Origin of the sequence: Leifsonia sp. Leaf264 (assembly GCF_001422325.1) — a bacterium.
Taxonomy (GTDB): Bacteria; Actinomycetota; Actinomycetes; order Actinomycetales; family Microbacteriaceae; genus Orlajensenia.
On record NZ_LMMR01000004.1, the window covers coordinates 353,975 to 378,109 of the forward strand.

Annotated in this window: 22 protein-coding genes; 12 read left to right on the forward strand and 10 right to left on the reverse strand. The window is 69.1% G+C overall.

What is annotated here, in order from left to right:
- Nucleotides 1-72: 72 nt before the first annotated feature.
- Nucleotides 73-1,353 (reverse strand): uracil-xanthine permease family protein, encoded by a 1,281-nt coding sequence (locus tag ASF30_RS07050; protein ID WP_055903836.1) that lies wholly within the window; start codon nucleotides 1,351-1,353, stop codon nucleotides 73-75.
- 132 nt (nucleotides 1,354-1,485) lie between these two features.
- Here ASF30_RS07050 and ASF30_RS07055 point away from each other — a divergent pair, with 132 nt between their 5' ends.
- Nucleotides 1,486-2,940: an NCS2 family permease gene (locus ASF30_RS07055; protein WP_055903841.1), complete on the forward strand. Its 1,455-nt coding sequence runs from the start codon at nucleotides 1,486-1,488 to the stop codon at nucleotides 2,938-2,940.
- 53 nt (nucleotides 2,941-2,993) lie between these two features.
- On the opposite strand, the gene ASF30_RS07060 is transcribed toward ASF30_RS07055, so the two are convergent.
- From ASF30_RS07060 to ASF30_RS07070, 3 genes are read right to left on the reverse strand one after another with little or no spacing between them, the layout of a single operon-like run.
- Nucleotides 2,994-4,031: an NAD(P)-dependent alcohol dehydrogenase gene (locus ASF30_RS07060; RefSeq protein WP_055903844.1), complete on the reverse strand. Its 1,038-nt coding sequence runs from the start codon at nucleotides 4,029-4,031 to the stop codon at nucleotides 2,994-2,996.
- The gene (locus ASF30_RS07065; protein WP_055903847.1) at nucleotides 4,028-4,255 is read right to left on the reverse strand and encodes a helix-turn-helix transcriptional regulator; all 228 of its coding nucleotides are present in this window, start codon (nucleotides 4,253-4,255) and stop codon (nucleotides 4,028-4,030) included. The genes ASF30_RS07060 and ASF30_RS07065 overlap by 4 nt, the downstream gene beginning before the upstream one ends.
- Entirely contained in the window at nucleotides 4,249-4,680 is a 432-nt protein-coding gene (locus ASF30_RS07070; protein ID WP_055903850.1) for a hypothetical protein, read from the reverse strand. The genes ASF30_RS07065 and ASF30_RS07070 overlap by 7 nt, the downstream gene beginning before the upstream one ends.
- 328 nt (nucleotides 4,681-5,008) lie before the next feature.
- On the opposite strand from ASF30_RS07070, the gene ASF30_RS07075 reads away from it, so the two are divergent.
- Both ASF30_RS07075 and ASF30_RS07080 read left to right on the forward strand, forming a co-directional pair.
- Complete coding sequence (locus ASF30_RS07075; RefSeq protein WP_055903853.1) at nucleotides 5,009-5,305, forward strand: hypothetical protein; 297 nt, start codon at nucleotides 5,009-5,011, stop codon at nucleotides 5,303-5,305.
- Nucleotides 5,306-5,582: 277 nt separating this feature from the next.
- Nucleotides 5,583-7,067 (forward strand): aspartate ammonia-lyase, encoded by a 1,485-nt coding sequence (locus ASF30_RS07080; protein WP_055904777.1) that lies wholly within the window; start codon nucleotides 5,583-5,585, stop codon nucleotides 7,065-7,067.
- Nucleotides 7,068-7,268: 201 nt separating this feature from the next.
- Here ASF30_RS07080 and ASF30_RS07085 read toward each other — a convergent pair whose 3' ends face one another.
- The gene (locus ASF30_RS07085) at nucleotides 7,269-8,144 is read right to left on the reverse strand and encodes a fumarylacetoacetate hydrolase family protein (RefSeq protein WP_055903856.1); all 876 of its coding nucleotides are present in this window, start codon (nucleotides 8,142-8,144) and stop codon (nucleotides 7,269-7,271) included.
- 51 nt (nucleotides 8,145-8,195) lie between these two features.
- The gene (locus ASF30_RS07090; RefSeq protein ID WP_055903859.1) at nucleotides 8,196-9,689 is read right to left on the reverse strand and encodes an AlkA N-terminal domain-containing protein; all 1,494 of its coding nucleotides are present in this window, start codon (nucleotides 9,687-9,689) and stop codon (nucleotides 8,196-8,198) included.
- A 141-nt stretch (nucleotides 9,690-9,830) separates the two neighbouring features.
- Here ASF30_RS07090 and ASF30_RS07095 point away from each other — a divergent pair, with 141 nt between their 5' ends.
- The 3 genes from ASF30_RS07095 (at nucleotide 9,831) to ASF30_RS07105 (ending at nucleotide 13,089) form a co-directional block, all read left to right on the forward strand.
- Nucleotides 9,831-10,865 carry a YihY/virulence factor BrkB family protein gene (locus ASF30_RS07095; RefSeq protein WP_055903862.1) on the forward strand — a complete coding sequence of 345 codons (1,035 nt, stop codon included), beginning with the start codon at nucleotides 9,831-9,833 and terminating at the stop codon, nucleotides 10,863-10,865.
- Nucleotides 10,866-10,941: 76 nt separating this feature from the next.
- Nucleotides 10,942-12,411 carry an FAD-binding oxidoreductase gene (locus ASF30_RS07100; protein ID WP_055903865.1) on the forward strand — a complete coding sequence of 490 codons (1,470 nt, stop codon included), beginning with the start codon at nucleotides 10,942-10,944 and terminating at the stop codon, nucleotides 12,409-12,411.
- A gap of 306 nt (nucleotides 12,412-12,717) precedes the next feature.
- The gene (locus tag ASF30_RS07105) at nucleotides 12,718-13,089 is read left to right on the forward strand and encodes an FKBP-type peptidyl-prolyl cis-trans isomerase (RefSeq protein WP_055903867.1); all 372 of its coding nucleotides are present in this window, start codon (nucleotides 12,718-12,720) and stop codon (nucleotides 13,087-13,089) included.
- A 79-nt stretch (nucleotides 13,090-13,168) separates the two neighbouring features.
- On the opposite strand, the gene ASF30_RS07110 is transcribed toward ASF30_RS07105, so the two are convergent.
- Nucleotides 13,169-13,894: an esterase/lipase family protein gene (locus ASF30_RS07110; RefSeq protein WP_055903868.1), complete on the reverse strand. Its 726-nt coding sequence runs from the start codon at nucleotides 13,892-13,894 to the stop codon at nucleotides 13,169-13,171.
- A 149-nt stretch (nucleotides 13,895-14,043) separates the two neighbouring features.
- Here ASF30_RS07110 and ASF30_RS07115 point away from each other — a divergent pair, with 149 nt between their 5' ends.
- Entirely contained in the window at nucleotides 14,044-14,751 is a 708-nt protein-coding gene (locus ASF30_RS07115) for a lysoplasmalogenase (RefSeq protein WP_082467562.1), read from the forward strand.
- A gap of 6 nt (nucleotides 14,752-14,757) precedes the next feature.
- On the opposite strand, the gene ASF30_RS07120 is transcribed toward ASF30_RS07115, so the two are convergent.
- Entirely contained in the window at nucleotides 14,758-15,228 is a 471-nt protein-coding gene (locus tag ASF30_RS07120) for a protealysin inhibitor emfourin (RefSeq protein WP_055903870.1), read from the reverse strand.
- 73 nt (nucleotides 15,229-15,301) lie between these two features.
- Nucleotides 15,302-16,480: a M4 family metallopeptidase gene (locus tag ASF30_RS07125; protein WP_082467564.1), complete on the reverse strand. Its 1,179-nt coding sequence runs from the start codon at nucleotides 16,478-16,480 to the stop codon at nucleotides 15,302-15,304.
- Between the two features lie 72 nt (nucleotides 16,481-16,552).
- On the opposite strand from ASF30_RS07125, the gene ASF30_RS07130 reads away from it, so the two are divergent.
- Nucleotides 16,553-17,383 (forward strand): CPBP family intramembrane glutamic endopeptidase, encoded by an 831-nt coding sequence (locus tag ASF30_RS07130; RefSeq protein WP_055903871.1) that lies wholly within the window; start codon nucleotides 16,553-16,555, stop codon nucleotides 17,381-17,383.
- Between the two features lie 338 nt (nucleotides 17,384-17,721).
- On the forward strand, nucleotides 17,722-17,949 hold the full coding sequence (locus tag ASF30_RS07135; RefSeq protein ID WP_055903874.1) for a hypothetical protein: 228 nt from the start codon (nucleotides 17,722-17,724) through the stop codon (nucleotides 17,947-17,949).
- Between the two features lie 140 nt (nucleotides 17,950-18,089).
- Here ASF30_RS07135 and ASF30_RS07140 read toward each other — a convergent pair whose 3' ends face one another.
- The gene (locus ASF30_RS07140; RefSeq protein WP_157497056.1) at nucleotides 18,090-19,550 is read right to left on the reverse strand and encodes an HNH endonuclease signature motif containing protein; all 1,461 of its coding nucleotides are present in this window, start codon (nucleotides 19,548-19,550) and stop codon (nucleotides 18,090-18,092) included.
- 498 nt (nucleotides 19,551-20,048) lie between these two features.
- Between ASF30_RS07140 and rpsO the strand changes: the two genes are divergently transcribed.
- The 3 genes from rpsO to ASF30_RS07155 all read left to right on the forward strand — a co-directional run bounded on the left by rpsO (nucleotide 20,049) and on the right by ASF30_RS07155 (nucleotide 24,105).
- Complete coding sequence (gene rpsO / locus ASF30_RS07145) at nucleotides 20,049-20,318, forward strand: 30S ribosomal protein S15 (protein ID WP_055903881.1); 270 nt, start codon at nucleotides 20,049-20,051, stop codon at nucleotides 20,316-20,318.
- Nucleotides 20,319-20,690: 372 nt separating this feature from the next.
- Nucleotides 20,691-21,128: a hypothetical protein gene (locus ASF30_RS07150; RefSeq protein WP_055903884.1), complete on the forward strand. Its 438-nt coding sequence runs from the start codon at nucleotides 20,691-20,693 to the stop codon at nucleotides 21,126-21,128.
- A 43-nt stretch (nucleotides 21,129-21,171) separates the two neighbouring features.
- Nucleotides 21,172-24,105: a hypothetical protein gene (locus ASF30_RS07155; RefSeq protein ID WP_157497058.1), complete on the forward strand. Its 2,934-nt coding sequence runs from the start codon at nucleotides 21,172-21,174 to the stop codon at nucleotides 24,103-24,105.
- The last annotated feature ends 30 nt before the right edge of the window (nucleotides 24,106-24,135 follow it).

The window sequence follows — 24,135 nt, forward strand, 5'->3', positions numbered from 1 at the left end:
ACCAGTCGGCGCCGCTTCGACCTGCTGTTCTTCGCGGCCGGTGGGCCGACTGTTCCGGCGTGGCCGACTGCGTCAAGCTGTTCCGCGCAGTCGCGCGATGGCCGTCATCACGTGGAAGATCACGATGGCGGCGATGGTACCGAGGGCGATCCCGTTGAAGGTGAACGCCCCGGCCTGGAGGGTGTAGTCGGCGATGCCGATGATGAGTGCGACGCCCGCGGTCATCTGGTTGATCGGACGGGAGAAGTCGACCTTGTTGTCGACCCAGATCTTCACGCCGATGATCCCGATCAGGCCATAGAGGGCCGTGGTGACTCCGCCGAGTACTCCGGCGGGGATGGTGTTGATGAGGGCGCCCATCTTGGGCGACAGCCCCAGCAGGACGGCGAAGCTGCCGGCGACCCAGTAGGCGGCCGTCGAGTAGACGCGGGTCGCAGCCATCACGCCGATGTTCTCGCCGTAGGTGGTCGTTCCCGAACCGCCGCCGAAGCCGGCGAGCATGGTCGAGAGGCCGTCGGCGAGCAGCGCGCGCCCGGTGAGGGCGTTCACCTTCGGGTCACCGGTCATCTGGGCGACGCCGCGGATGTGCCCGACGTTCTCGGCGATCAACACGAGCACCACGGGCAGGAACGCTGGGAGCACGCCGAAGGTGGCGGCGGCATCCGTGAAGGGATTGGCGGCCCACCGGAAGTCGGGCAGGCCGATCCAGGCTGCCTTGCCGACTTCGGAGAAGTCGACCTGGCCGAACGCGACGGCCGCGATGTAGCCGATCACGACGCCGACGAAGATCGAGAGGCGGCCGAGCAGGCCGCGGAAGAGCACGGTGCACAGGATGACGGCGGCGAGGGTGATCAGCGCGGTCCAGGGTGCAGCAGTGAAGTTCGCCTTCGCGGCCGGAGCGAGGTTGAAGCCGATCAGGGCGACGATCGCACCGGACACGACCGGCGGCATCAGCACGTCGATCCAGCCGGATCCCGTCACGATGACGATGACGCCCACTATCGCCAGCAGCGCTCCGACGACGATGATGCCGAACAGGGCGCTGCCCGTGCCGGCGGTCGCCGTCGCCGCGGCGATCGGGGCGATGAAGGCGAACGACGAGCCGAGGTAGCTCGGCAGTCGGTTCCGGGTGATCAGCAGGAAGAGGATCGTTCCGACGCCCGAGAAGAACAGGGTCGTCGAGGGCGGGAAGCCCGTGAGGATGGGCACCAGGAAGGTGGCGCCGAACATGGCGACGACGTGCTGCATTCCGAGGCCGATTGTGCGCGGCCAGCTCAGGCGCTCACCCGGCAGGACGACATCCGTCGGGCCCATCGTCGTCCCGGTTCCGTGCAGGGTCCAGGGCAGTGGCATGGCGTCTCCTCAGTGTCATCGACCGGCATCGAACGGCCTGGTGCGATGCTACTGAAGGGAGGGCGACCCGTGCCCGAAGCCTGCGGCGGGGCACGATACATGGTGGAAATGAAATCAGCCTAGGATCTACCTGTGAATTCGAGCACTGAGACGGCTGAGCCGCAGACAGACAAGGGCGGCTTCGCAGGCCGTCTCGACCGCTACTTCCAGATCTCCTCCCGAGGCTCCACCTTCGGTGCCGAGGTGCGTGGCGGACTGGTGACGTTCGTCACGATGGCCTACATCGTGATCCTGAACCCGATCATCCTGTCGGGCAAGCCCGACGTGCTGGGCAATGTTCTCGACTTCGGTCAGGTCGGTGCTGTCACAGCACTCACCGCCGGGTTCATGACGATCCTGTTCGGCCTGATCGCCCGTCTGCCGTTCGCCTTCGCGGCCGGCCTCGGCATCAACTCCTTCCTCGCGTTCAGCGTCGTCGGACAGGTGACCTGGCCCGAGGCCATGGGCATGGTGGTGCTCAACGGCCTCATCATCGTGCTGCTGGCGGCCACCGGCCTGCGTCGTCTCATCTTCGACGCCGTGCCCTACGAGCTGAAGATCGCCATCACCGTCGGTATCGGTCTGTTCATCGCCTTCATCGGCCTCGTCGACGCCGGCATCGTCACCGCGACGGGCAACGCCTCGCCGCCGGTCGGACTCGGCATCAACGGCTCCATCGCGACCTGGCCGGCGATCGTCTTCGTGGTCACCCTGCTCCTGACCGGCGTGCTCATGGCCCGCAAGGTGAAGGGCGCCATCCTCATCGGCCTGGTCAGTGGAACCGTGCTCGCCGTCATCGTCGAGGCCATCGGCCACCTGGGCAGCGCCGTCACCAACCCGGGCGTCGGCTGGGGCCTCTCCGTTCCGGTGATCCCGGGTGCCTGGTTCGCCGTTCCCGACCTCAGTCTCGTGGGCGATGTGAGCTTCGACTTCGGCAAGGTCGGCTTCCTCACCGTGCTGATGCTGGTCTTCACTCTCGTCTTCACCAACTTCTTCGACGCCATGGGAACCATGACCGGCCTGTCGAAGGAAGCCGGGCTCGCAGACGCGAAGGGCAACTTCCCGCGTCTGCGCTCAGCGCTCATCGTCGAGGGTGTCGGAGCCGTCGCCGGTGGCCTCACCTCGAGCTCGTCGAACACCGTGTTCATCGAGTCGGGTTCTGGCATCAGTGAGGGCGCGCGCACTGGCCTCTCGAACATCGTGACGGGTCTGCTGTTCATCGCCGCCATGTTCTTCACGCCCATCGCGGCGATCGTGCCGCAGGAGGTCGCCGCTGCCGCCCTGGTCATCGTGGGTGCGCTGATGATGAGCCAGATCAAGAGCATCGACCTCAGCGACTTCTCCGTGCTGCTGCCCGTCTTCCTCACCGTCGTGATCATGCCGCTGACGTACTCGATCGCGAACGGAATCGGCGCGGGATTCATCGCCTGGGTCGTCGTGCGCTCGCTGTCGGGCAAGGCCAAGCAGGTCAGCCCGTTGCTGTGGGTCGTGGCTCTCGGCTTCCTGATCTACTTCGCTCGCGGACCGATCGAGGCTCTCTTCGCCTAATCGGCCACGCTGTCGTGAGGCCCTCGCTCCGGTCGGAGCGGGGGCCTTTCGCGTCAGTCGCCGTCCATCGTCACCACGACGGCACCGCGCTTGCGGTGCGTGTCGACCCGGCGGTGGGCGTCGGCGATCCGATCGAGCGGGTACGTGCTGTCGATGACGGCTCGAAGCGCACCCCTCTCGACGAGTTCGGTGATGACGCGGAGGTCGTGCTTCTTGGCGGCGGTGGAGCGCAGCCCGGTGAAGGCTATGGCGGCCCGCGTGCGACCGAGATGAAGGCGGCGGGCGAGCGTGGTCCAGGCCATCTGCAGCAACAGACCCGGTGTTGGCACGGTGCGCAGGTACACGCCGCCGTCGGCGAGCGATGGGCGGGCCTGGCGATACGAACTCACGCCGACGGCGTCGAAGATCACGTCGTAGCTGGTGTCGGGCCGACGTCCGCCATGGCCTGATCGTGCGGATGCCGCCCGCCAGTCCTCCACCGTGTAGTCGACGACGCGCTCCGCACCCAGCGATGCGACGAGCTCGACGTTCGGCGTGCTGCACACGCCGCTGACCGTCGCGCCCATCTGGACGGCCAGCTGCACGGCGGCCGATCCCACGCAGCCCGATGCGCCGATCACGAGCACGCGCTGCCCGGGACGGAGCCTCGCCGTGTCGCGCAGGAAGGAGAGCGCCGTGCCGTCGACCAGGGCGGCGCCCTCGGCTTCAGTCACCCCGGCAGGCAGCGCTGCGATCGCCGCATCCCACGGCAGCACCAGGTGCGTGGCGTGACCGCCCATCGACGAGCCCGTCACCCCGAAGACCCTGTCGCCGACCCGGAAGGGAGCGTTGGGCGTGTCGTCACGCGTCTCGCCGACGTCGATCACCTCGCCCACGATGTCCGAGCCGAGCACGGGGATCCGCGGATGCCGCAGGCCGAAGTAGAGGCGCGCGAACGCCGGGTCGCCCGCCCGGGCGGCCGCGTCGGCGGCGCCCACCGTCGCGGCCAGCACCCGGATCACGAGCTCGCCGGGGCCGGCGACCGGAGTCGGGGCATCCGTCACCCTGACGACCTCGGGATCGCCGTAGCGCTCGTAGCGCGCGACCCTCACGAGCCGTCACCGCTCGGGTAGCTGAAGACGTCGTCGAGCCTGACGCCGAGTGCCGCGGCGATCTGGAACGCCAACTCGAGCGTGGGGGAGTATCGACCCTGCTCGATGGCGATGACGGTCTGCCTGGTGACGCCGATGCGTTCGGCCAGCTGCGCCTGCGTCATCTCGCCCGCGTCGGCTCGCAGGGCGCGTATGCGGTTGGAGACCCGCGTCGGCTTCACCATGACGGGTCGATCCCGCGGCGATAGGCGACGAGCTTGATGATCGATCCGACGACGGCCGAGAGAACGAACCCCAGGTAGATGGCGTTCGCGATCCAGAAGTAGGGCTGCTCGAGCATGGTCAGGGCGAGGGCGAGCAGTGAGCCGCCGATCACGAACCAGGAGGCGCGGGCCTCGCCGAAGCGGTTGATCTGCCGATCGCGGGCGTCGCTGGAGTAGTCGTCGCTCGGCTTCGCGATCTCGACCACGATGCGGCCGATGATGGCCGCCACGATCGACACCCCGAGCGACACCAGGAACGGCACGACGTAGGCGACGTCGGCCAGCGGTCCGCCTGCCGCCTGGCCGATGATCACGGCGACGTAGGCGATGTAGACCCCCGCGCTGACGACGAGGTAGACCCAGACGCCCTTCTCTTCGTAGGACATGCGCTGCTCCGATGCTGATGCTGCTGTCGAATGTAAAGAATGCTTGACATGGAGAAGCTAGGCCGCCGTCGATCCGATGTCAAGGATTATTTACATGGGTGTCGAGTGGATGCCGGCACTACCTGCTCGCGTCCGACGGGGTCGACGAGCCGCGCTGAGTCGCGACGCGCGGCGGGGTCCTCGCTTCGGCGGGGACCCCACAGTCATGTCCGGGGGATAACCGGATGGCCTGCGTGCATCGGGCTCCCTAGCGTTGAAGAGTCGCACCGGATCGGTCGCGAACCACCCGCATCAGCGAACCACCCGCATCAGAAGGAGTCACCAGACCATGTCCACCACAGCCCCTCTCGCTCCCACCGCACTCACGGTCGAGCCCGCACGCGGCCTCAGCATCTCGAGTCTCGTGATCGGGATCGTCTCGATCGCCGCCGGGTGGACGCTCATAGCCCCCGTCGCCGGTCTCGTCCTGGGCGTGCTCGCCCTCCGGCGCGAACCGGCCGGCCGCACCCTCGCCATCTGGGGCATCGTGCTCAACGGCCTGATGCTGGCCGGGGTCGTCCTGTTCACCGGGATTGCTCTGCTGTTCGGCCTCGCCCTGCTCCCGTTCGCCTTCATCGGGGGATGACTCCCGCAGCCCCAGCTGCCGACTTCAGCAGACGCTGCGCGGGTCGACGACGGAATCCGTTCCGAAACGTCGATCGCGCGGCGTTTTCCTGCGTGCACTGTGTCCACGTCTGAAGACTCCTGCGCGCTCCGACGGCTAGGCTGGAGGGGAGGCGACGATGCCTCATGACCCACAGATCCGGTACCTCACGGGTGCCGGCCGACAGCAGGCAACGGAGCCCTTTGTGACCAGCAGTGCGCCCACCATCCCGTCGAGGCGAGCGAGCGAGGAGGCGATGATGGCGAAGACGCCCACGTCGCCGGCGTCGCCGACGCCGAGCCCCGGATTCCGCATCGAGAGTGATTCGCTCGGCACAGTCGAGGTGCCGGAGGACGCGTACTGGGGCATCCACACGAAGCGCGCGCTCGACAACTTCCCCATCGCCAAGCGGCCCATCTCGGTCTACCCCGACTTCGTGGTCGCCCTCGCGAGCGTGAAGCAGGCCGCGGCCCGGGCCAATCTCGAGGTCGGCGTGATCAGCGCCGAGAAGGCGCGCTGGATCGATGCGGCCTGCCAGCGGATCATCAACGGAGCCCGCCACGACCAGTTCGTCGTCGGAGTGATCCAGGGCGGCGCCGGCACCTCGACCAACATGAACGCCAACGAGGTCATCGCCAACCTGGCGCTCGAGCTCGCCGGTTACGAGAAGGGGCGCTACGACATCCTGCACCCCATCGACGACGTCAACCGCAGCCAGTCGACCAACGACACCTACCCGACGGCACTGAAGATCGCGCTGGCGTTCTCCCTCAAGCACCTCCTCGCCGAACTGGCTTTGCTGCGCGGATCGTTCGCCGCCAAGGGCGAGGAGTTCGCCAGCGTGCTGAAGGTCGGACGCACGCAGTTGCAGGATGCCGTTCCCATGACGCTCGGCCAGGAGTTCCACGGCTACGCCACCACGCTGGGCGAGGACTACGACAGGCTCACCGAGACCACCTGGCTGCTCGCCGAGGTCAACATCGGCGCCACCGCGATCGGCACCGGCATCACCGCGGATCCCGGATACGCCGTCGCCGCCATCCGTCACCTGAACGAGATCACGGGGCTGCACCTCGAGGGCGCCCCAGACCTCATCGAGTCCACGAGCGACGCCGGCGCGTTCATGTCGTTCAGCGGATCGCTCAAGCGCAGTGCCATCAAGCTCTCGAAGATCTGCAACGACCTGCGACTGCTCTCGTCTGGTCCGCAGGCCGGGTTCGGCGAGATCAACCTGCCCGCCAAACAGGCAGGGTCCTCGATCATGCCGGGCAAGGTCAACCCCGTCATCCCCGAGGCCGTGAGCCAGGTGGCCTACGCCATCGCCGGTGCCGACGTCACCGTCACGATGGCGGCTGAGGCCGGGCAGCTGCAGCTCAACGCCTTCGAGCCGGTCATCGCGCATTCGCTGCTGCAGAGCCTGGCCTGGATGACCCAGGCCTGCTGGACCCTGCGCGTGAACTGCATCGACGGGATCACGGCCAACACCGAGCGTCTCGACGCGATGGTGGCATCGAGCGTCGGCGTGATCACGGCGCTCATCCCGATCATCGGCTACACCGAGGCTGCACGACTGGCCAAGCAGGCGCTGCTGACGGGGCGTCCTGTGGCCGACCTCGTCGTCGAGGCCGGACTGATGAGCCGCGAGGAGGTGCTGGCGCATCTCGCGCCGGAGCGCCTTCTCGGCCTGGAGCGGGTCACGACAGCGGTCCAGGCGCACGAGCGCAAGGGCGAGCCGTCGGAGTGACCCCCGTTCGCTGAGGACTGAGAGAAGCGACCGTCCGAAGCGCCTCGAGCCGCTTCACGGCAGGGGCGCTTCGGACGCGGGTGGGTCTTCGGTCACGTTGTCGCGTCACGTCTCGCGGTCTGCCGGATACGCTCACGGCGCTGGCGCGCCTTCCGCTCCTGCTCCGCCTTGGGTGGTCTGCCGCGTTGCTGCGCGCCGCGCCTAGACCACCCGGCAGAACGTCGTCAACGACCCGATGCCGCCGATGGAGATGGTCACGGCAGACCCGTCGCGCATGAACACCGGCGGCTTGCGCGAATAGCCGGCCCCGCCGGGGCTGCCGGTCGAGATCAGCGTGCCGGCCGGGATCGTCGCCGAGCGCGACAGGTAGCTGATGATCTCGGCCACGCTGCGCACCATCTCCGAGCTCGAGGCATCCTGCAGGATGCGACCGTCGAGGTTGGTGGTGAGCCAGACGTCCTGCGGGTCGCGGATCTCGTCCGCCGTCACGACCACGGGGCCCGTGGGCGTGAAGCCGTCGAATGACTTGCACCGGCTCCACTGGGCCTCGCTGAACTGGATGTTCCTCGCCGTGATGTCGTTCACGATCGTGTAGCCCCACACGTGGTCGAGGGCGTCGCGCACCGACACATTCTTCGCGGGAGTGCCGATGATGACACCGAGCTCCGCCTCGTAGTCGACCTGGTCCGAGATCTCCTCGGGCCAGGTGGTGGTGTTCTCGTGGCCGGTGAGCGAGTTCGGCCAGAGGGCGAACACGGTCATCGCCGTCTCGGTGCGCAGCTTCAGCTCCGAGGAGTGGGCGGCGTAGTTGGCGCCGATGGCGAGGATGTGCGGCGGCCGCAGAACGGCCGACGCGTGGCGCAGCCCGCTCACCGGGGTCATGCTCGTTCGATTCGCGATGGCGTTGGAGACGACGGCGCGCACGTGGGCGAGGCCGGCGTCGCCGCGTTCGATCAACTCCTGCAGGTCGAGGGGAGCCTCGTCCATCACCTCGTCGAGGAACAGCGCCTCATCGTCGACGACAACGGCGAGCCGGTTGACCGACTCGCCCTCCACTCTGAGATGCGCGAACTTCACTCGTCTAGGTTATCGGGGGCAGGCAGCACCCCGAGCCGACGGCGTGCTGCGTCATCCGGCTGCCGCCCGCCACAGGTGCATCCCGGCGTAGCTTCGCCACGGCGCCCACGCCGCCCCGCGCTCCCGGAGTTCCCTCTCGTCGGAGGGCAGACCGAGTCGGGTCGCTCCCTGCCGTAAGGCGAGGTCGCTGGTGAGGAGGACGTCGGGACTGCCGAGCACACGCATCGACAGGTAGCCGGCCGACCACGGGCCGATGCCCGGAACGGCGGTGAGAGCGGCCGTCAGCTCGTCGCGGGTCGCGGACATGTCGATCGTCAGGGTTCCGTCGCGGAGCCGTGCGGCCACGTCGAGGATGGTGGCGATGCGGCGCGTCGGTCCGCGCAGCACGTCGATGCCGCCGGCAGCGATCTGCTCGGCGGTGGGGAACAGGATCCAGCCGTCGGCCGTGCGCTCGCCGAGGGCGTCGGCGAGGTGCCCGAGGCTCGTGCGCGCCGAGGCGACGGAGACCTGCTGGCCGACGATGGTGCGGAACAGGGTCTCCTGAGGGTCGATCGTGCCGGGCACGCGGATGCCGGGCACGGCGGCGACAGAGGCCGCCAGGGCGGGGTCCGCGGCCAGTGCGGCGTCGATGGCCTCGGCGTCGGCATCCGCGTCGAGCAGACGGCGTACGCGGCTGACCAGCGGCATGAGGTCGGCGAGCGAGGCGACAGTGGCGTCGCAGAGGATCGCCGGCGAGTCGGCGTCGGGGTCGACCCGCATCGCGATGGTCGCGACCCCGTGGGGGAGGCGGATGGCGCGGGCGTAGGTCTCGCCATCCCAGGTCTCCACCCCGGCGATGGCCCGCACGCCGAGGAAGGTGAGCACTCCAACGCCGTCGAAGGGCGCGCGTGCGGGAAGGCGCAGGCTCACCGCCGTGGACCCCGGCACTGCGGCCACGGCGCCGCCGTGCCTGGCGTTCGCCCGTCGCGACCTGGCCCGCAGTTCGCTCGGGGTCAGTTCGTAGACCGCCGTGATCGTGTCGTTGAACTGACGGATGCTGCCGAATCCGGCGGCGAAGGCCACATCGGAGATGGGCAGGTCGGTGCTGCCGAGCAGGATGCGCGCGGACTGGGCCCTGTGTGCGCGCGCCAGCGCCAGCGGACCGGCGCCGAGCTCTGCCCGCAGCACCCTGGTCAGGTGGCGCGGGGTGTAACCGAGGTGGGCGGCCAGCCCCGGGACTCCGTCGCGCTCGACGACGCCGTCGGAGATGAGGCGCATGGCCCTGGCGGCGAGGTCGTCGCGTACGTTCCATTCCGGGGAGCCGGGCACGGCATCGGGCAGGCAGCGCTTGCATGCGCGCAGCCCGGCCTCGTGGGCGGCCGCGGCCGTGAGGAAGAAGGAGACGTTCTTGCGCTGCGGCGTCATCGCCGGACAGCTCGGACGGCAGTAGATGCCGGTGGAGTGCACGCCGGTGATGAATTGCCCGTCGAAGCGTGAATCGCGGGAACTCATGGCCCGATAGCGCTGCTCGAAGAGGGCGTCGGCGGTGCCGGATGGTGCGTTCATGCCTCCAGCCTCGCACGGGAGGATGACATCCGTCAGCGGTTTTCGGACATCGCCGCGCGGGCTCACGGATCGGGGGCGTCAGCGATCTGCGGCGGAGTCAAGGGGGAGCGCCCACCCCGGCCCGTCGCTAGCCTGTTGAGCATGAGCGACGACGGATTCCTGAAGAAGGCCACAGCCTGGGCCCTCGGCACGAAGCCCGTGCGGGCGTTCCTGCTCTACAGCGAGCACCACGGCCCGATGCTCGCCGACAGCGTCACCTACAGGGTGCTGTTCTCCGTGTTCGCCGGAGTGTTCCTCGGCTTCGCCATCGCCGGCATCTGGCTGGCCGGGAACACCGAGGCCATGGACGCGCTCATCAGAGCCGTGAACAGCACCATCCCCGGACTCATCGGCGAGGGCAACCTCATCGATCCGAAGGATCTCGTGCAGCCCATCACGCTCGGGGTCGCCGGCATCCTGGCGCTCGTCGGTCTGGTCGGCACGGCCATCGGTGCCATCGGCTCCCTGCAGACGGCATTCCGCAACATCGCCGACCAGCCGAATGACAGCACGTTCTTCCTCTGGCTTATCCTGCGGAACCTCGGTCTCGCCATCGGCTTCGGTGCTGCCCTGCTCGCCGCCGCCGCCGTCACGTACTTCAGCACCGCGGCCCTCGACTCCGTCTTCTCCTGGGCCGGGGCCTCCTGGCTGGCCGACGCCGGCACGCGTGCAGTGAGCATCCTGGTGATCTTCGTCATCGACACCCTCGTGGTCGCCATCATGTTCCGGATGCTGTCGGGCCTGCGCCCCGATGCCCGCTCGCTGTGGACGGGGGCCATCCTCGGCGGCATCGGACTCACGGTGCTGCAGGTGCTCTCCAGCCTGTTCGTGGGCGGCGCGACCAGCAATCCATTGCTGGCGTCATTCGGATCGCTCATCGCCCTGCTGCTCTGGCTCAACCTCTCCAGCCAGGTGATCCTGATCGCCGGCGCGTACATCGTGACGGGCGTCGAGGAGAAGAAGGACCGCGTGCGAGCCCGTTTCGGTGCAGACACCTTCGAAAGCCGCCGGGTTCAACGTGCCGAGAACGCCGTCGAGGCCGCTGCCGCCGAGTTGGAGGTGGCCCGCGAGGCCGCGAGGAACGCCTCGGACAAGGCCGCCGAGAAGGCCCGCGAGAAGGCGGCTGCGGGCAAGTAGGACGGGTCAGCCCCCGTGGTGCCGACCCGATCCTGACGGCGCGGGCCCGCGCGCACCGCGGTCCTAGGCTGATCGCATGGCACTGATCGACCTGCTGCGCGACGCCCTCGGCGACATCGTTCTGACGGATGCCGCCACCATCGAGTCCGCCCGTGCCGATCGCTCGGGCTTCGTCGCGGCGGAGCGGGCGCTCGCCGTCGTCTACGCCACGTCGATCGACGAGGTGCAGGCGACACTGCGGTTCGCGACGGAGCACGGCATCGCGGTCGTGCCTCGCGGCGCCGGAACCGGGTTGGCCGGAGGGGCCATCGGCAGCGACGGATGCATCGTGCTCGACGTCTCGCGCATGGACCGCGTGCTCGAGATCGACGCCGAGAACGAGCTCGCCGTCGTCGAGCCCGGCGTGATCAACGACGCCCTCAACAGCGCTGTGCTGCCCCACGGTCTGTGGTTCGCTCCGGATCCGGCGTCGAAGGCCATCTCATCGATCGGCGGCAACATCGCCACCAACGCGGGCGGACTGCTCTGCGCGAAGTACGGCGTCACCCGTGAGGCCGTCCTCGGCCTCGCAGTGGTGCTGGCGGACGGCCGGCTGATCCGCACGGGCCACCGCACGGTCAAGGGCGTCACGGGTTACGACCTCACAGCCCTGTTCACGGGGTCCGAGGGGACTCTCGGCGTCATCGTCGAGGCGACGGTGCGATTGCGGCCGATTCCCGAGGGCGAGCCCGTGACGCTCGGGGTGTTCTTCGGCGACGTGGCAGCCGCTGCAGGAGGAGCAGCATCCGTCACAGCAGCCAGGCTCCGTCCAGCGGTGATGGAGCTCATCGACCCCGTCGCGCTCGCCATGATCCGAGCGCATCTGGGCGAGGGCGCCTTCGTGGGCACGCCGCTCGAGGCGACGGCAGCAGCGACGGCAGCAGCCGCGACGACAGCAGCGGTAAGGACAGCAGCGTCGTCATCCCCGACCACGCCGGATCGGGCGACGGATGCCGCGGCACCGGCGTTCCTGCTCGTGCAGTTCGACGGCACAGCGGCCGCCGCGGAGGCCGCATCGGCACTCCCGGTTCTCGAGGCCGCCGGGGGAGAAGCCCGGCTGGCACCGGACGCGGCGGCGGGCGAGCGGCTGCTGGCCATCCGCCGCTCCTTCCACGCGGCTGTTGCAGCGGGTGGCGAGGTGCTCATCGAGGACGTCTCGGTGCCGCGCTCGCGGATGTCCGACATGTTCCGGGAGATCGCGCGGATCAGTGAGCGCCACGGACTCGCCATCCCGACCGTCGCCCACGCCGGCGACGGCAACCTGCACCCGAACTTCGTGTACACGGGCGACTCCGTTCCCGATGCCGTGTGGGCAGCGGCCGACGAGCTGTTCCGCACCGCCCTCGAGCTCGGGGGCACTCTCACCGGCGAGCACGGCGTCGGGCTGCTGAAGCGGCGTTGGCTCGCCGCCGAGCTCGGAGACGACTCCTACGAGTTGCAACGCGCCGTGAAGCACGTCTTCGACCCGCAGGGCATCCTCAACCCGGGCAAGGTCTTCGCCGACTGACCCCCGCGCCTCTCCCCACCGGCCGCGCGCTGCCGCCGTGTGAAGGCATCCGGCAGCCGCTTGTCCCGGTATCCCGGGCCTCGCGCCGCCGTTGCCTTCACACGGCGGCAGGAATGCCTTCACACGGTGGCGACGACAGCCGTGGCGGGGCGCGGGACACAAGAAAATCTCGTCGTCCGGTGGTGCGGCAGTGCCTGCGACTCGACCGGCCGACGAGATTGGCCTACAACCAGAATGCCTCCCTGAAGCGTTCGCCGCAAGGGGAATCGGTGTGCAATCGATGAACGGATCGGGTTTGATGGAGCCATGACCGATCTTAACAGCAAGCCAGAAGTCGACTTCCCCGAGGGCCCGGCGCCCGAGGTCCTCGTGATCGAGGACATCGTCGTCGGAGACGGCGATGAGGCCCAGGCCTCCTCGACGGTGGACGTGCACTACCTCGGCGTGGAGTACGAGACCGGCGACGAGTTCGACTCCTCGTGGAACCGTGGCCAGTCCATCAACTTCCCGCTGAACCGCCTCATCGCGGGGTGGCAGGAGGGCATCCCCGGCATGAAGGTCGGCGGACGCCGCAAGCTCGTCGTGCCCCCGCACCAGGCCTACGGTCCCGCCGGCGGAGGACACCAGCTCTCCGGCAAGACCCTCGTCTTCATCATCGACCTCAAGGGCGTCAGCTAGCCAGACCCCGCGCGATGAACGGCCCGCATCCTCAGGAGGCGGGCCGTTCGTCGTCGATCGTCCCCACCGCCCGGTCGGCCTACTCGACCAGCGGAACGGGGGAGGGAACCGCCGGCGGCGCATCGGCGATGGCATCGACGATGGCCAGCACGCGCACATCCGCGAGGATGCGGAAGTGCCCGAGGAACGGCATCCGGATGTTGTGATGTGCCCCGGGCAGCAGGCTGCCGTCGGGCACGACAGGGTCGACCGTGCTGAAGATCGAGGTGATGCGCTCGTTGATGTCGAGGATCGTCGCGAAGCGCTGCAGCAGCGCATCCGTCGGCGAGAACTCCCGCAGCTCGCGTCGGATCGCGTAGCGCGCGTAGGCCGAGCCCGCGAAGGGCGTGTTGATCGCAACCATGTGAGCCACGCGTACAGGCCCGCCGGTGGCCTGGGCCGCGGCGTCGTCGATCAGCACCTGCTTGCCGATGAGGCCGCCCTTGCTGTGGGCGACGATGACGGCATCGCGCAGGTCGCGCTGCTGCAGCAGACCCGCGACGAGGGTCGCGGAGTCCATGATCACGTCGCGGTTCCGTCGCAACTCGGGCACGACGTGCACCGGATGCCCGCTGGCGGACAACCGCTCGACCAGCGGCAGCATGAAGCGCCAGTCCTCGTAGATGCCGGGCAGGATGACGACGGGTCGTCGCGTGCCCTGGAGGTACGAGGTCGGATCCGCGGCGGAGCGCAGCACCTGGTACTGCCGGTGCACGACGTAGGCGTAGTCGTGCGTGAGTTCCGAGAGCAGCTTGAGCGGATTCACCCGGTGACGTCCCCCTCACAGTGGGCATCGGCATCCGCCCGGCATCAGGTTATCCCGAGAGGCCGGGCAGAGACAGGGATCGGGCTCGCATAGTATCGACCGGGATCGCGCCGCATCGGCGTGACCGATGCCGCCGACGAGGAGCGACCGTGACCGAACCGAGCGCCACTGTCCGCGCCGCCGGGCCGACGTCGCTCGGGCGGTTCGCGGCCCTGCGCCCCTTCGTTCCCTACGCCGCCGTCGCGGTTGTGCACATCGTGGCGCTCGCCGCCGGCTGGGCGGAGCTCGCCCACGCCACCAAGTGGATCCTCATGCCGCTCCTGGCCGTCGGCTTCGTGCTGGCGCTGCGGCCGCGTCGGGGATCCGGTCTCGGAGCCGCCGCCGTCACGACGCTCGTCGCCATCGGCCTGTCCTGGCTCGGCGACGTCGTCATCGACGTTCCCGGCGACAGCACCTTCGTTCTGGGCCTGCTCGCCTTCCTCCTCGCGCACCTCGTCTACATCGGGGCCTTCGTCGGACCACTGCGCCTGCGCCGCACTCCCCGGTGGGCACTCGTGTACGCCGTCTGGTTCGTCGTCTTCCTCCTGGTGCTGGCACCGCACCTGGGCGCGCTGCTGGTGCCGGTCGCGGTCTACGGGCTGGTGCTCGGGGCCATGGCACTCACCGCGACCCGCGGGGGAGCCGTGCTCGCATCGGGAGGCGCGTTGTTCGTGCTCTCCGACACCCTGCTCGCCCTCGGGCGCTTCCTTCCCGGCTTCGACTTCCCGCTCAAGGACGCCGTCATCATGACCGCCTACCTGGGCGCCCAAGCGCTCATCGCCATCGGCGTCGCGCGCCTGGTGCGGCGCTCGGGCTGAACGGCGTCAGCGGGCGACGTGCGAGCCCGGGGCCTTTGCGGCAGTGTCGGCGTCGGTTGCGGTTGCGTCGGGGTCATCGGCCTCGGCCGCTGTATCGGCCACGTCGTCGGTTCTCGGATGCGGTGGAGCCGATGACCCCGCGGTTCGCACCCGATCGACCAGCTCGCGCCACGGCCCCTGCAGCTGCTGCTCGGCCAACGTCGCCTCACGCTCGGGTGGATCGGCGAGTTGATGCACTGTCGATGGCCGCGGCGATTCCTGTGCCGTGTCCGGCGTGCCGGCGGCACCGCCCTGGCGCTCGTAGCGGATGACGTAGACGAAGCGGTCGGGTTGGGGCGGTTCGGGCCTGACCTCGTCCCACGGAAGCTCGGCGAGGAGCACGAGCCAGTCCGCGGCGTCGGGCTGCTCGTCGACGAGTACGCTCCAGGTTCTCCGGAGGCCGGCGAAACCGCCGGATCGGGTGACGATCACGAGCATGCACGCGATGCTACTCCGGGTCGCACGACGCCCGCCCGATCGTCGGGGCGCCCGGCCTGCCGCCGGGAGACCGCTACGCGTCGGCGACGACTCCCACAGCGAGCCAGGCCGCGCGCACCGCATCGGTCTCGCCGGCATCCGTGCCGAATCGTTTGACAGCAGCATCCGTCGTCACCTTCGCGAAACGGGCGAAGTCGGCGCGGGCCGCGAGGTCGTCGCCGGTGAGGGCGTCGTACCAGATCTGGCCCGCCTTCTCCCACGCATTGCCGCCGATCGCCGTCGCCACGAGGTAGAAGGCGTGGTTCGGGATGCCGGAGTTGATGTGCACTCCGCCGCTGTCGGCCGTCGTGTCGTCGTAGTCGCGCATGTGCGACGGCTGCGGATCCTTGCCGAGCACGTCGTCGTCGTACGCGGTTCCGGGCGCCTTCATCGACCTGAGCGCGACACCCTGCACCTCGTCGGTGAACAGTCCCTCGCCGATGAGCCAAGTCGCCTGATCGGCGGTCTGGCGCTTCGCGAACTGCGCGACGAGCGAGCCGAAGACATCGCTGATCGACTCGTTGAGCGCCCCCGACTGGCCCTCGTAGACGAGGTTCGCCGTGAACTGGGTGACGCCGTGGGTGAGCTCATGGCCGATCACGTCGATGGCGATCGTGAACCTGGTGAACACCTCGCCATCGCCGTCGCCGAACACCATGCGCTCGCCGTCCCAGAAGGCGTTGTCATACTCCTCGCCGTAGTGCACCGTGGCGTCGAGCGGGAGTCCTTTGCCGTCGATCGAGTCGCGGGCGAAGACGTCCCAGAACAGTTCGTAGGTGGCGCCGAGTCCCTCGTAGGCCTCGTTGACGCTCACATCGGAGGTGGCAGGCTCGCCCTCCCGCCGCACGACCTCGCCGGGGAGGGTCTCGCGGCCCCCTGCGTCGGAGATCGTGCGCGCCGGCAGACCGGGAGTCGCCGAGCGCGGGCGAGCCGACCGCGGCTGCGGATTGCGAGTGAGCGGATTCGGCTCCCCGAGCCGCACGCCGTCGCGCACCAGTGAGACCTTCGCGGCCTGCGAGGCGTTCTGGAAGCGCGGGTCGTCGGTGGCCGCGATGGCGGCCAGCAGGTAGGGGGGAACGATGGAGCGGTGCCGGTGGTCGCCGACAGCGTTGCGGACGCCGACTTCAGGGTGGTCGCCGGCGGCATGACCGCCGGCATCCGTCGTCGTGTGCGAACGGATGCTGCCGTCGTGCGTGTGATTCCCCCGGTTCATGTGCCGAGCCTAACCCGACCCCCGGACAGGGGAGGGGCATCCGTGACCCACCGCGTTTCGTAGACTCTCCCCATGCCGAGCACCGCCGCCAGCACTGCCGAGACGCCAGCGCGTCCGCGACTGTCCTGGAAGCTGGCGCCGGCACTCCTGGTGTGCGCCGCGGCGGTCATGCTGTTCGGCGCACAGATCGTGTGGGTCGGCTACGTACTGTTGGCGGCCGGGCTCATTGCTGCCGCCGTCGTGGACCGGGCGCTGCTGCGAGACCTCGCCCTCATCGCCGCCGGGCTCGTGATCATCTCGACGATCTCGCTGGCGGCCGACATCAGCTACGTCAACATGCTGCGGATGGGCACCGTGCTCGCCCTCGCCGTCGCCGTGCCCTACCTGGTGTCGCGCTATGTGTACAAGGAGCGCGCGATCAGGTTCCCGTGGCGCGGGGGAGGGCGCTGGACCCGCGCGCAGTGGTTCTACCTCGTGCTCGTGCTGGTGCTCGGCTGGACGATCCTGCCGTTCTACTTCATCACCTCCGGCGTCTACATGAACTGGCCGGCGGTGACCGAGCCAGACGCCATAGCCCGCCTTCTCGTCGGCGTGAACGCCGTGGGCATCTGGGACGAGTTGTTCTTCATCTGCGTCGTCTACACGCTGCTGCGGCGGCACTTCCCGAACTGGCAGGCGAACCTTCTGCAGGCCGTGATCTTCGTGTCCTTCCTCTGGGAGCTCGGCTACCAGAGCTGGGGTCCGCTGCTCACCTTCCCGTTCGCGCTGCTGCAGGGCTACACCTTCACCCTCACCCGTTCGCTCGGCTACGTGATCACGGTGCACCTCCTGTTCGACCTGGTGGTCTTCCTCGTGATCGTGCACGCCCACAACCCCGGCGCGCTGCCGATCTTCCTGCTCTGACGCCTCGCGGGCTCCGAGATCCGACGCACCTCCGCCGTGTGAAGGCATCGCCGCGGCGGGTCTCCGGAAGACACTGGGCTCGCCGCCGTCGTGCCTTCACACGGGGGTGCGGATGCCTTCACACGGTGGCGACGGATGCCCGCACGGTGGCTGGTCGGCCCACTTCGGGCCTGCATCCGTCGGCGTCGGCCGACATCAGGCGGCATATCCATCGGCGTCGGCCGGTATCCGGCGACGTCCGACGGGACGACTCGTCGCTGGGCCGGCGCGACCCGAACCGCCTGCGCGCGGCCACCCCCTCCCGATACGCTGGGGGGAACTTCTCGAAGGGGACACCAATGAAGGACTACGCATTCGCCGGAGCCGAATCCATCAATCGCGCGATCGGAATCCTCGTCGCCCTCGACCAGGCTCAGGTGAATGCGATGAACGAGCTCATGATCGACAGCGCCATCGATGAGTGCGCCCAGGAGTACGAGAAGGCCCTGGCCGACCCGAGCTACGTGCCGAGCAAGGAGTTCATCGTGCGCCTCGACGACTACCTCGCCCTCGGCGGCCAGCAGTAGTCACAGTGACGGGGCTGCCAAGGCCCGTGGCCGCTGGCTCCGAGGAGTGCGGCTGGACGAAGGTCGGCTGAGCGACCGACCGACGCGCGGAGGCTTCGGAGGGCGTCGATAGGCGGTCGACCTGCCCACTGCGGCGCGATCTACTCTCGGCGGTGCATGCGTTGTCGGAGTGCGTCGGATTGTCGTAATCGGGATGTTCGGGCTGGTCGCCAGACGGGTGGTCCGAGTTCGGGTGGGGGCATGATCTGGGGGCTGCCGTCGATCATGCGTACTCGCCAGCCGTTTCGGGTGTCGATGGTGCGGTGGTGGAACCAGCACAGCAGCACCCCGTTGTCGACGTGAGTCCTGCGATCGACCACCCAGGGCACCACGTGGTGGGCTTCGGTCTCGGCGGCGGGGCGTCCGCAGATGACGCAGCCGCCGTCGCGGGCGTCCAGTGCCCGGCGTTGGGTGCGGTTGAAGCAGCGTTCCGTGGTGCCGAGGGCGAGGATCTTCCCGTTCGCGGCCAGATCGACGGGTTGGATGCCGTTCGCGCAGCACAGTTGCCGCACGGCGGCCATCGGGATGGGGATGTCGAGGCCGTCGACGTGTCCGACCCCGTGCCCGGACGCGTGGTCGTCGGCATGCACGGTGACGACCATCGTCGGCGCTGCTCCGCCCAGGGTGGGCAGCTCTCCGGATCGGGCGGCAATGTTGAACACGGTCGCCAGCGCGTCATGCTGGCGTTGGTTGCGGGTGCGGGGGTCCTTCAGCTGCACCGGATCCAGCCCGTCCTCCTGATCGCGTCGTTCGAGTTCTGCCCGGTCCTCGTCGCTCATGAACTTCTGCGACTGGCGCGGGTTCGTCATCGAGGTGAACACCGCCTGCATCGCCCCGGCGACCTCGGGTACGACCAAGCCTCCGCAGGGGATCATGCCGTTGCGGGCGGGCTGGAACCAGAACCCCCGCGACGCGAACTCCTTCTCGGTCGGTTCGGCTCCGTCGGGGTTCAGGTACGCCGCCCACGTCGTCGCGTGGATCTCGGTGACAGAGGGCGGCACCGCAGGTTCGGCCACAGCACCCGGCTCGACGGGTTCACCGATGGCCGCACACACCAGTTCATGCTCAGCCGGTACGAACCTCGAGTAGGTGTCGGTCGGGGCGCCCACCTTCGCCTGACCGAGGATGCGGGTGATGATCCGCGCCGAATCGACGCCCAGACGCCCGCACGCCAGGCCCGCCCGGACGGCGTCGAACTCCGCCGGCAGCACCTCCCCGGTCAGAGTCGTGTTCGGACGAGTCTGGGACCCGAGCCGCAGCCGAGCCCGCGCTGTGGCCAGCCCGACCCGGGTGAGGTGCTCCAGCAGTTCCGCGGGGGTGGGGAACCCCATCCGTTTCGCCAGAGACTCCGACCCCAGGATCGGACGGGACCGGTGGCCGACCTCCCCCGCCGTGAGGACCCGCACCGCATCCAGGGCACGGCCGCCGTCCTCCGACACGGCGGCGACGAGCAACAGATCCTCCTCCGACACACCATCCAGCACCCCGGCCGCGGCGACCTCGGCGAGTAGGGCACGGTTCGCCGCCACTGCCTCCCGCATCCGTCGCCTCAGTGATTCCATACCCCCACGCTACGAACACCCACCGACACTCGAACCCCTGAATACACCCGTTGATCAGGAAATTCTCATCCACAAGGTGTGGAAACAGCGAGCCAGGTCAGAGGCTGTGGAGGAGTGCGATCACCCAGCCCGAGGCGACGACCGCAGATCCCACAGCAGAAGCGTCGCGTCGAAGAGTCGATCGCAGAACAGAAGCGTGCCGACGCTCACTTCAGGCACGGCCGAGAGCTCGCCCCCGCTCGGTCGCGAAGTCGGGCGCGTACTCCGCCACAGGGACGATCTCCTCGCCGGCGGCATCCGGCGCGGCGAAATGAGTCCCGACAAGAGGTGCCCTCGGAGTGACAAGTGCGCGCGAAAGGGAGGCCTCGTGACCCGGGTCGTCTCACCCGGCTCGGTGCTGGTAGACTCTTCAGGTTGCCGTCAGAACGGCCGCGGATAAAGAGAGCTCGAGCATTCGGCTGCGGGCACCGCGCAATGAAGAGATAAGGGGATCAACCTATGGCACTGGAACCAGACGTCAAGAAGGCGATCATCGAAGAGTACGCAACCCACCCCGGTGACACCGGATCCCCCGAGGTCCAGATCGCTCTGATGACCAAGCGGATCAAGGATCTCACCGAGCACCTCAAGGAGCACAAGCACGACCACCACTCGCGTCGTGGACTGCTCCTCCTGGTGGGCCAGCGTCGCCGTCTGCTCGGATACCTCTCCGACGTGGACATCACGCGCTACCGCACGCTCATCGAGCGTCTCGGACTGCGCCGCTAGTAGCAGGCAGCTCTTCGCTGACAACGCGAACTTCTTGCGAACGGGCCGTCACCTTCGGGTGGCGGCCCGTTCGTCGTATCCGGGATACGGATGCCGCGGGCCTGCGTGCCGATGACTTCGGCCGACCTCGTGGTGGAGTGCCGAGTGCGGCCGTTCAGGGTTATCACAGCTAGCGCACATCCCTCTTGCAGCTGAATCCCCGTTTTCGACCCTCCAACTGGGGTGGATCCATGCACTATTCACAGCGTCTTTTCGGGCCTGACCAATAGTTTCGTTCGAGGCGCCCCGGATGCGCCCTCGTGTCAGTCTGACCCACTCGATACATTGACACCACGCCTCCGGCTTCGCGCTGGGCAGAAGGGGGACCGCCGCATGGTGACATCGCGCAGCGCCGCCCCTCGTGCCGGCGCCCCAGTCTCCCGGGGTCACGTGTGGCAGCAGAGCCCGTGGCCACTCATCGTCGCCCTGGCCTCGACAGGGATCAGCGTCGTGCTCATCATCGTTGAGCTCGTGATCGCGCGGCAGCAGCAGGTGGTCTCCTGGTTGGTGCTGCCGATAGTGCCGCCCGACGCCGTCGCCCTGCCCATCCTCGGGTACCTGTTCACGCCGGTCCTCGTCGTGATCGCCCTCGGCTGGAACCGCGTGAGCGAGCGCAACGGCCTGCGCGACCGCTACTTCGTCGCCGTGCCGCGGTACGCGAGCGCCCTGCGCTGGCTGGCCGGGGCATCCGTCGTGCTCGGAATCTGGCATGTCGTGAACATCGCCTACATCGTCGATGTCGCCCTCAGTGACAGCTGGGGTCTGTCATGACCGGCGCAGCCAGGGAATCGGGCAGAGCATGACTCGCCAGCGCATGAGCCGGCAGAGCATGACCGGGCGGATGCGACGGACCCGCGTGGCGATCGCCGCCATGGTGCTCGGCCTTCTCGCTGCGTCAGCCGCGGCTCCGGCCCAGGCCGCGGCCCCAGAGTCGACCACGACCGTGACCGCGGCGACAGCGGCGGGCATCGCAACCCCGGCGCCCATCAGTGTCGCCGCCGCCGACACCCCCCTCTCCGCCATCGGAGAGGCGGCCATCGCCGACGTGCGCACCTGCCTGAGCTCCGGCGGCGAACGCCGCGCCCTCGACGTCTACTACCTCGTCGACGCATCGGGCAGCCTGTTCAGCGAGATCGACGGTGACGACGCCACCGACCCCGACAAGATGCGCGCCGACATCCTGGCGAACAGCCTGCGCCAGCTCGCCCAACTGCCTGCCACGGCCGTGAGCTACTCGGTCGGCTTCTTCGGCAGCACCTTCAAGCCCGGAAGCCCGTGGGCCGGTGTCGACGCGGCCAGCGCCGATGCCCAGGCCGATGCCATGGCGAGCCTCATCCAGAACCAGGGTCCTCTCGGCGCCACCAACTGGGCGGCGGGCATCGCCGGAGCGCAGGACGCCCTGAGCACCCAGAGCGCGTCGTCGAACGGATGCCAGATGCTGGTGTGGCTGACTGACGGCGCCATCGACCTCGGCACCGACCAGGCCAGTGACGACGCCCTCAACGACCTGTGCGGCGAGCAGATCATGGCCTCGGGCCACGCCCCGGCCGACGGGAACGGCGCCTTCAACGCCCTGCGTCAGCAGCAGGTCGTCGTGGTCGGCGTGCTGCTGAACTCCAGGCCTCCCGCTGCAGGCAGCGCGGCGGCGCAACGGGTGGCCGCGATGCAGCCCCTCGTCGAGTCCGAGTCGGCTGACGGATCGCTGACCTGCGCGCAGCATCCGATCCCGGACGACTATGCCAGCGGCCTCTACCTCGCGGCGACCGACCCGTCGTCGCTCGCCAGCGTCTTCCTGCAGCTGGGCGCCCAGCTCGCCGGCGGCCAGGAGAGCGACTTCGACGCCGATGGCGGCTTCGAGATCGATCGCGGCGTCGCGCAGTTCATCATCACCACGTCGCAGGCCGACTGGACGCTCACGGCGCCAGACGGCACGAAGCACGCGGCATCCGACGACAGCAGTGATGCCGTCGCCATCAGCAACCCGAGCGGCGTCGCCACGCAGGTGACGGTCGACCCCGCCAGCGACACCGGGCGATGGGTCTGGGGTCCGAGCACCGACGGCACCGACCTGTACCTGCTGAGCGGACTCGTCGTCACCTTCGACGAGGACAACGCCATCGTCCGCGGCCAGGACGCGACGGTGCGCGGCTCCATTGTCCGCACCGACGGGAGCCAGGTCGACCTCGCCGACTACGACTCGGAGCTCACGGTGACGACAGGCAGCGGCGCCGAGGCCTCGGCCACCGTCGTGCAGCCGGCCGCCGACGGCACCTTCGAGACCACGGTGCCCGCCGAAGCCGACGGAGATGGGACCTCGCTCGCCGTGCGCGCCGATCTCACCCTCAAAACGGCCGATCACGGGCTGGCGCTGGCCCCGCTGAGCGCCGAGCAGTCGGTCTCGGTCGCCCTCCCGGATGCCTTCCCCACTGTCACGGCCAACGACGACTGGACCACCCTCACCGGAACCGACGGCTCCGCAGCGGGAACCGTGTTCGTGAACGGACCGAAGGCGGGCAACGGCACGCTGTGCTTCCCGCAGCCGTTCGCGCCGGCATCCGTCGACGACTCGACAGACCGCTCGGCCGGCTGGACCTTCACCGCCGACGCCGAGCCCGGCACGAGGATCGATGCCGACGGATGCCTCGCCGTGGCGCAGGGGCAGTCCATCACAGTGACCCTCACAGCGGCCAACCCTGTCGCCGCCGACTCGGCCGTCACCGCCACCTTCGACTTCGAGTCCCGTGATGCGAGCGGGGCGAGCCTTCCCCTCAGCGTTCCGGTGAGCTTCACCTCGACCAAGGAGTTCAGCGTCGCCCTGTTCGGCGGACTGATCCTGCTCCTCGTGCTCCTCGGCATCCTGCTGCCGCTGGCGCTGCTCTGGGTGCTCAACCTGGCGACCTCCCGCATCCTGCATGGCGACGGCCTCCTGCGGGCGGAGTTCCCGGTGGTGGTCAGCGCGGACGGCATCGCCGGGCGCGGCATCGACCTGCGCTCCGCCGAGATCGGAACCGATCAGTTCGCCTTCCAGGCCAACGCGAAGGACGCCCGGCGCTTCCCCGACCGGCGTCTCGGGGCGCTGCGCGCCCGCACGCCGTGGAACCCGTTCGGGCAGCCGTGGTTCGAGATCGTCGCTAGAGATGGCGAGAGGGTCTTCGCCCCGGATGCCGCCAGCGGCGCTCGCGGTGCAGCGGCGCCGAGCTCGTCGCACGGCCGTGTCACTCCGTTCGCCGGCAGCCTGCCGCGCCTCTGGGCCGTCACAGTGTCCGAGAACGAGCTGCGCGGCGCGTCCGCCGAGACCGGCGTGCCGGGCACGCTCGTGGTCTACAGCCGAAGCGAGCCCCTGAACCCGGCCGCGTTCTCCGAGCGCATGAAGACCGTGCTCGGTGCTGCACCGCTCTGGCCGCGCATCGCCGCCGCTCGCGACGCCCTGGCCGAGAGCGACGCCGCGGCAGACCGGGCCGCCGCCGCCCGCGCCGGGGAGAAGGCGTCCGGCTCGCCCGCGAGCAGTGCAGCAGCGACACCGGCGTCCTCCGACGTGCCGCCTCCTCCGACCCGTCGCTCGGCATCGGGCGCGACGCCGCCGCCCCCGCCCACCCGCGGATCGGCATCCGGAACCCCGCCCCGCCGCGGATCGGACCCCGGCACGCCACCACCTCGGTCGACCCCCGAGTCGCACACCGGCCCCGGCACAAGCCCCGGCACCGGCCCCGGTTCCACACCACCTCCGCCGCCTCGACGGCGCCCCTGACTCACACAGTCCCTCCAGGAACAGGATCAT

What these genes read in the sequence shown, in the direction of transcription:
- ASF30_RS07050 (WP_055903836.1), bottom strand. Translation starts at nt 1,353, where the DNA reads ATGCCACTGCCCTGGACCCTGCACGGAACCGGGACGACGATGGGCCCG.
- ASF30_RS07065 (WP_055903847.1), bottom strand. Translation starts at nt 4,255, where the DNA reads ATGGTGAAGCCGACGCGGGTCTCCAACCGCATACGCGCCCTGCGAGCC.
- ASF30_RS07070 (WP_055903850.1), bottom strand. Translation starts at nt 4,680, where the DNA reads ATGTCCTACGAAGAGAAGGGCGTCTGGGTCTACCTCGTCGTCAGCGCG.
- ASF30_RS07075 (WP_055903853.1), top strand. Translation starts at nt 5,009, where the DNA reads ATGTCCACCACAGCCCCTCTCGCTCCCACCGCACTCACGGTCGAGCCC.
- ASF30_RS07080 (WP_055904777.1), top strand. Translation starts at nt 5,583, where the DNA reads ATGGCGAAGACGCCCACGTCGCCGGCGTCGCCGACGCCGAGCCCCGGA.
- ASF30_RS07090 (WP_055903859.1), bottom strand. Translation starts at nt 9,689, where the DNA reads ATGAACGCACCATCCGGCACCGCCGACGCCCTCTTCGAGCAGCGCTAT.
- ASF30_RS07095 (WP_055903862.1), top strand. Translation starts at nt 9,831, where the DNA reads ATGAGCGACGACGGATTCCTGAAGAAGGCCACAGCCTGGGCCCTCGGC.
- ASF30_RS07100 (WP_055903865.1), top strand. Translation starts at nt 10,942, where the DNA reads ATGGCACTGATCGACCTGCTGCGCGACGCCCTCGGCGACATCGTTCTG.
- ASF30_RS07105 (WP_055903867.1), top strand. Translation starts at nt 12,718, where the DNA reads ATGACCGATCTTAACAGCAAGCCAGAAGTCGACTTCCCCGAGGGCCCG.
- ASF30_RS07120 (WP_055903870.1), bottom strand. Translation starts at nt 15,228, where the DNA reads ATGCTCGTGATCGTCACCCGATCCGGCGGTTTCGCCGGCCTCCGGAGA.
- ASF30_RS07125 (WP_082467564.1), bottom strand. Translation starts at nt 16,480, where the DNA reads ATGAACCGGGGGAATCACACGCACGACGGCAGCATCCGTTCGCACACG.
- ASF30_RS07130 (WP_055903871.1), top strand. Translation starts at nt 16,553, where the DNA reads ATGCCGAGCACCGCCGCCAGCACTGCCGAGACGCCAGCGCGTCCGCGA.
- ASF30_RS07135 (WP_055903874.1), top strand. Translation starts at nt 17,722, where the DNA reads ATGAAGGACTACGCATTCGCCGGAGCCGAATCCATCAATCGCGCGATC.
- ASF30_RS07140 (WP_157497056.1), bottom strand. Translation starts at nt 19,550, where the DNA reads ATGGAATCACTGAGGCGACGGATGCGGGAGGCAGTGGCGGCGAACCGT.
- rpsO (WP_055903881.1), top strand. Translation starts at nt 20,049, where the DNA reads ATGGCACTGGAACCAGACGTCAAGAAGGCGATCATCGAAGAGTACGCA.
- ASF30_RS07150 (WP_055903884.1), top strand. Translation starts at nt 20,691, where the DNA reads ATGGTGACATCGCGCAGCGCCGCCCCTCGTGCCGGCGCCCCAGTCTCC.
- ASF30_RS07155 (WP_157497058.1), top strand. Translation starts at nt 21,172, where the DNA reads ATGAGCCGGCAGAGCATGACCGGGCGGATGCGACGGACCCGCGTGGCG.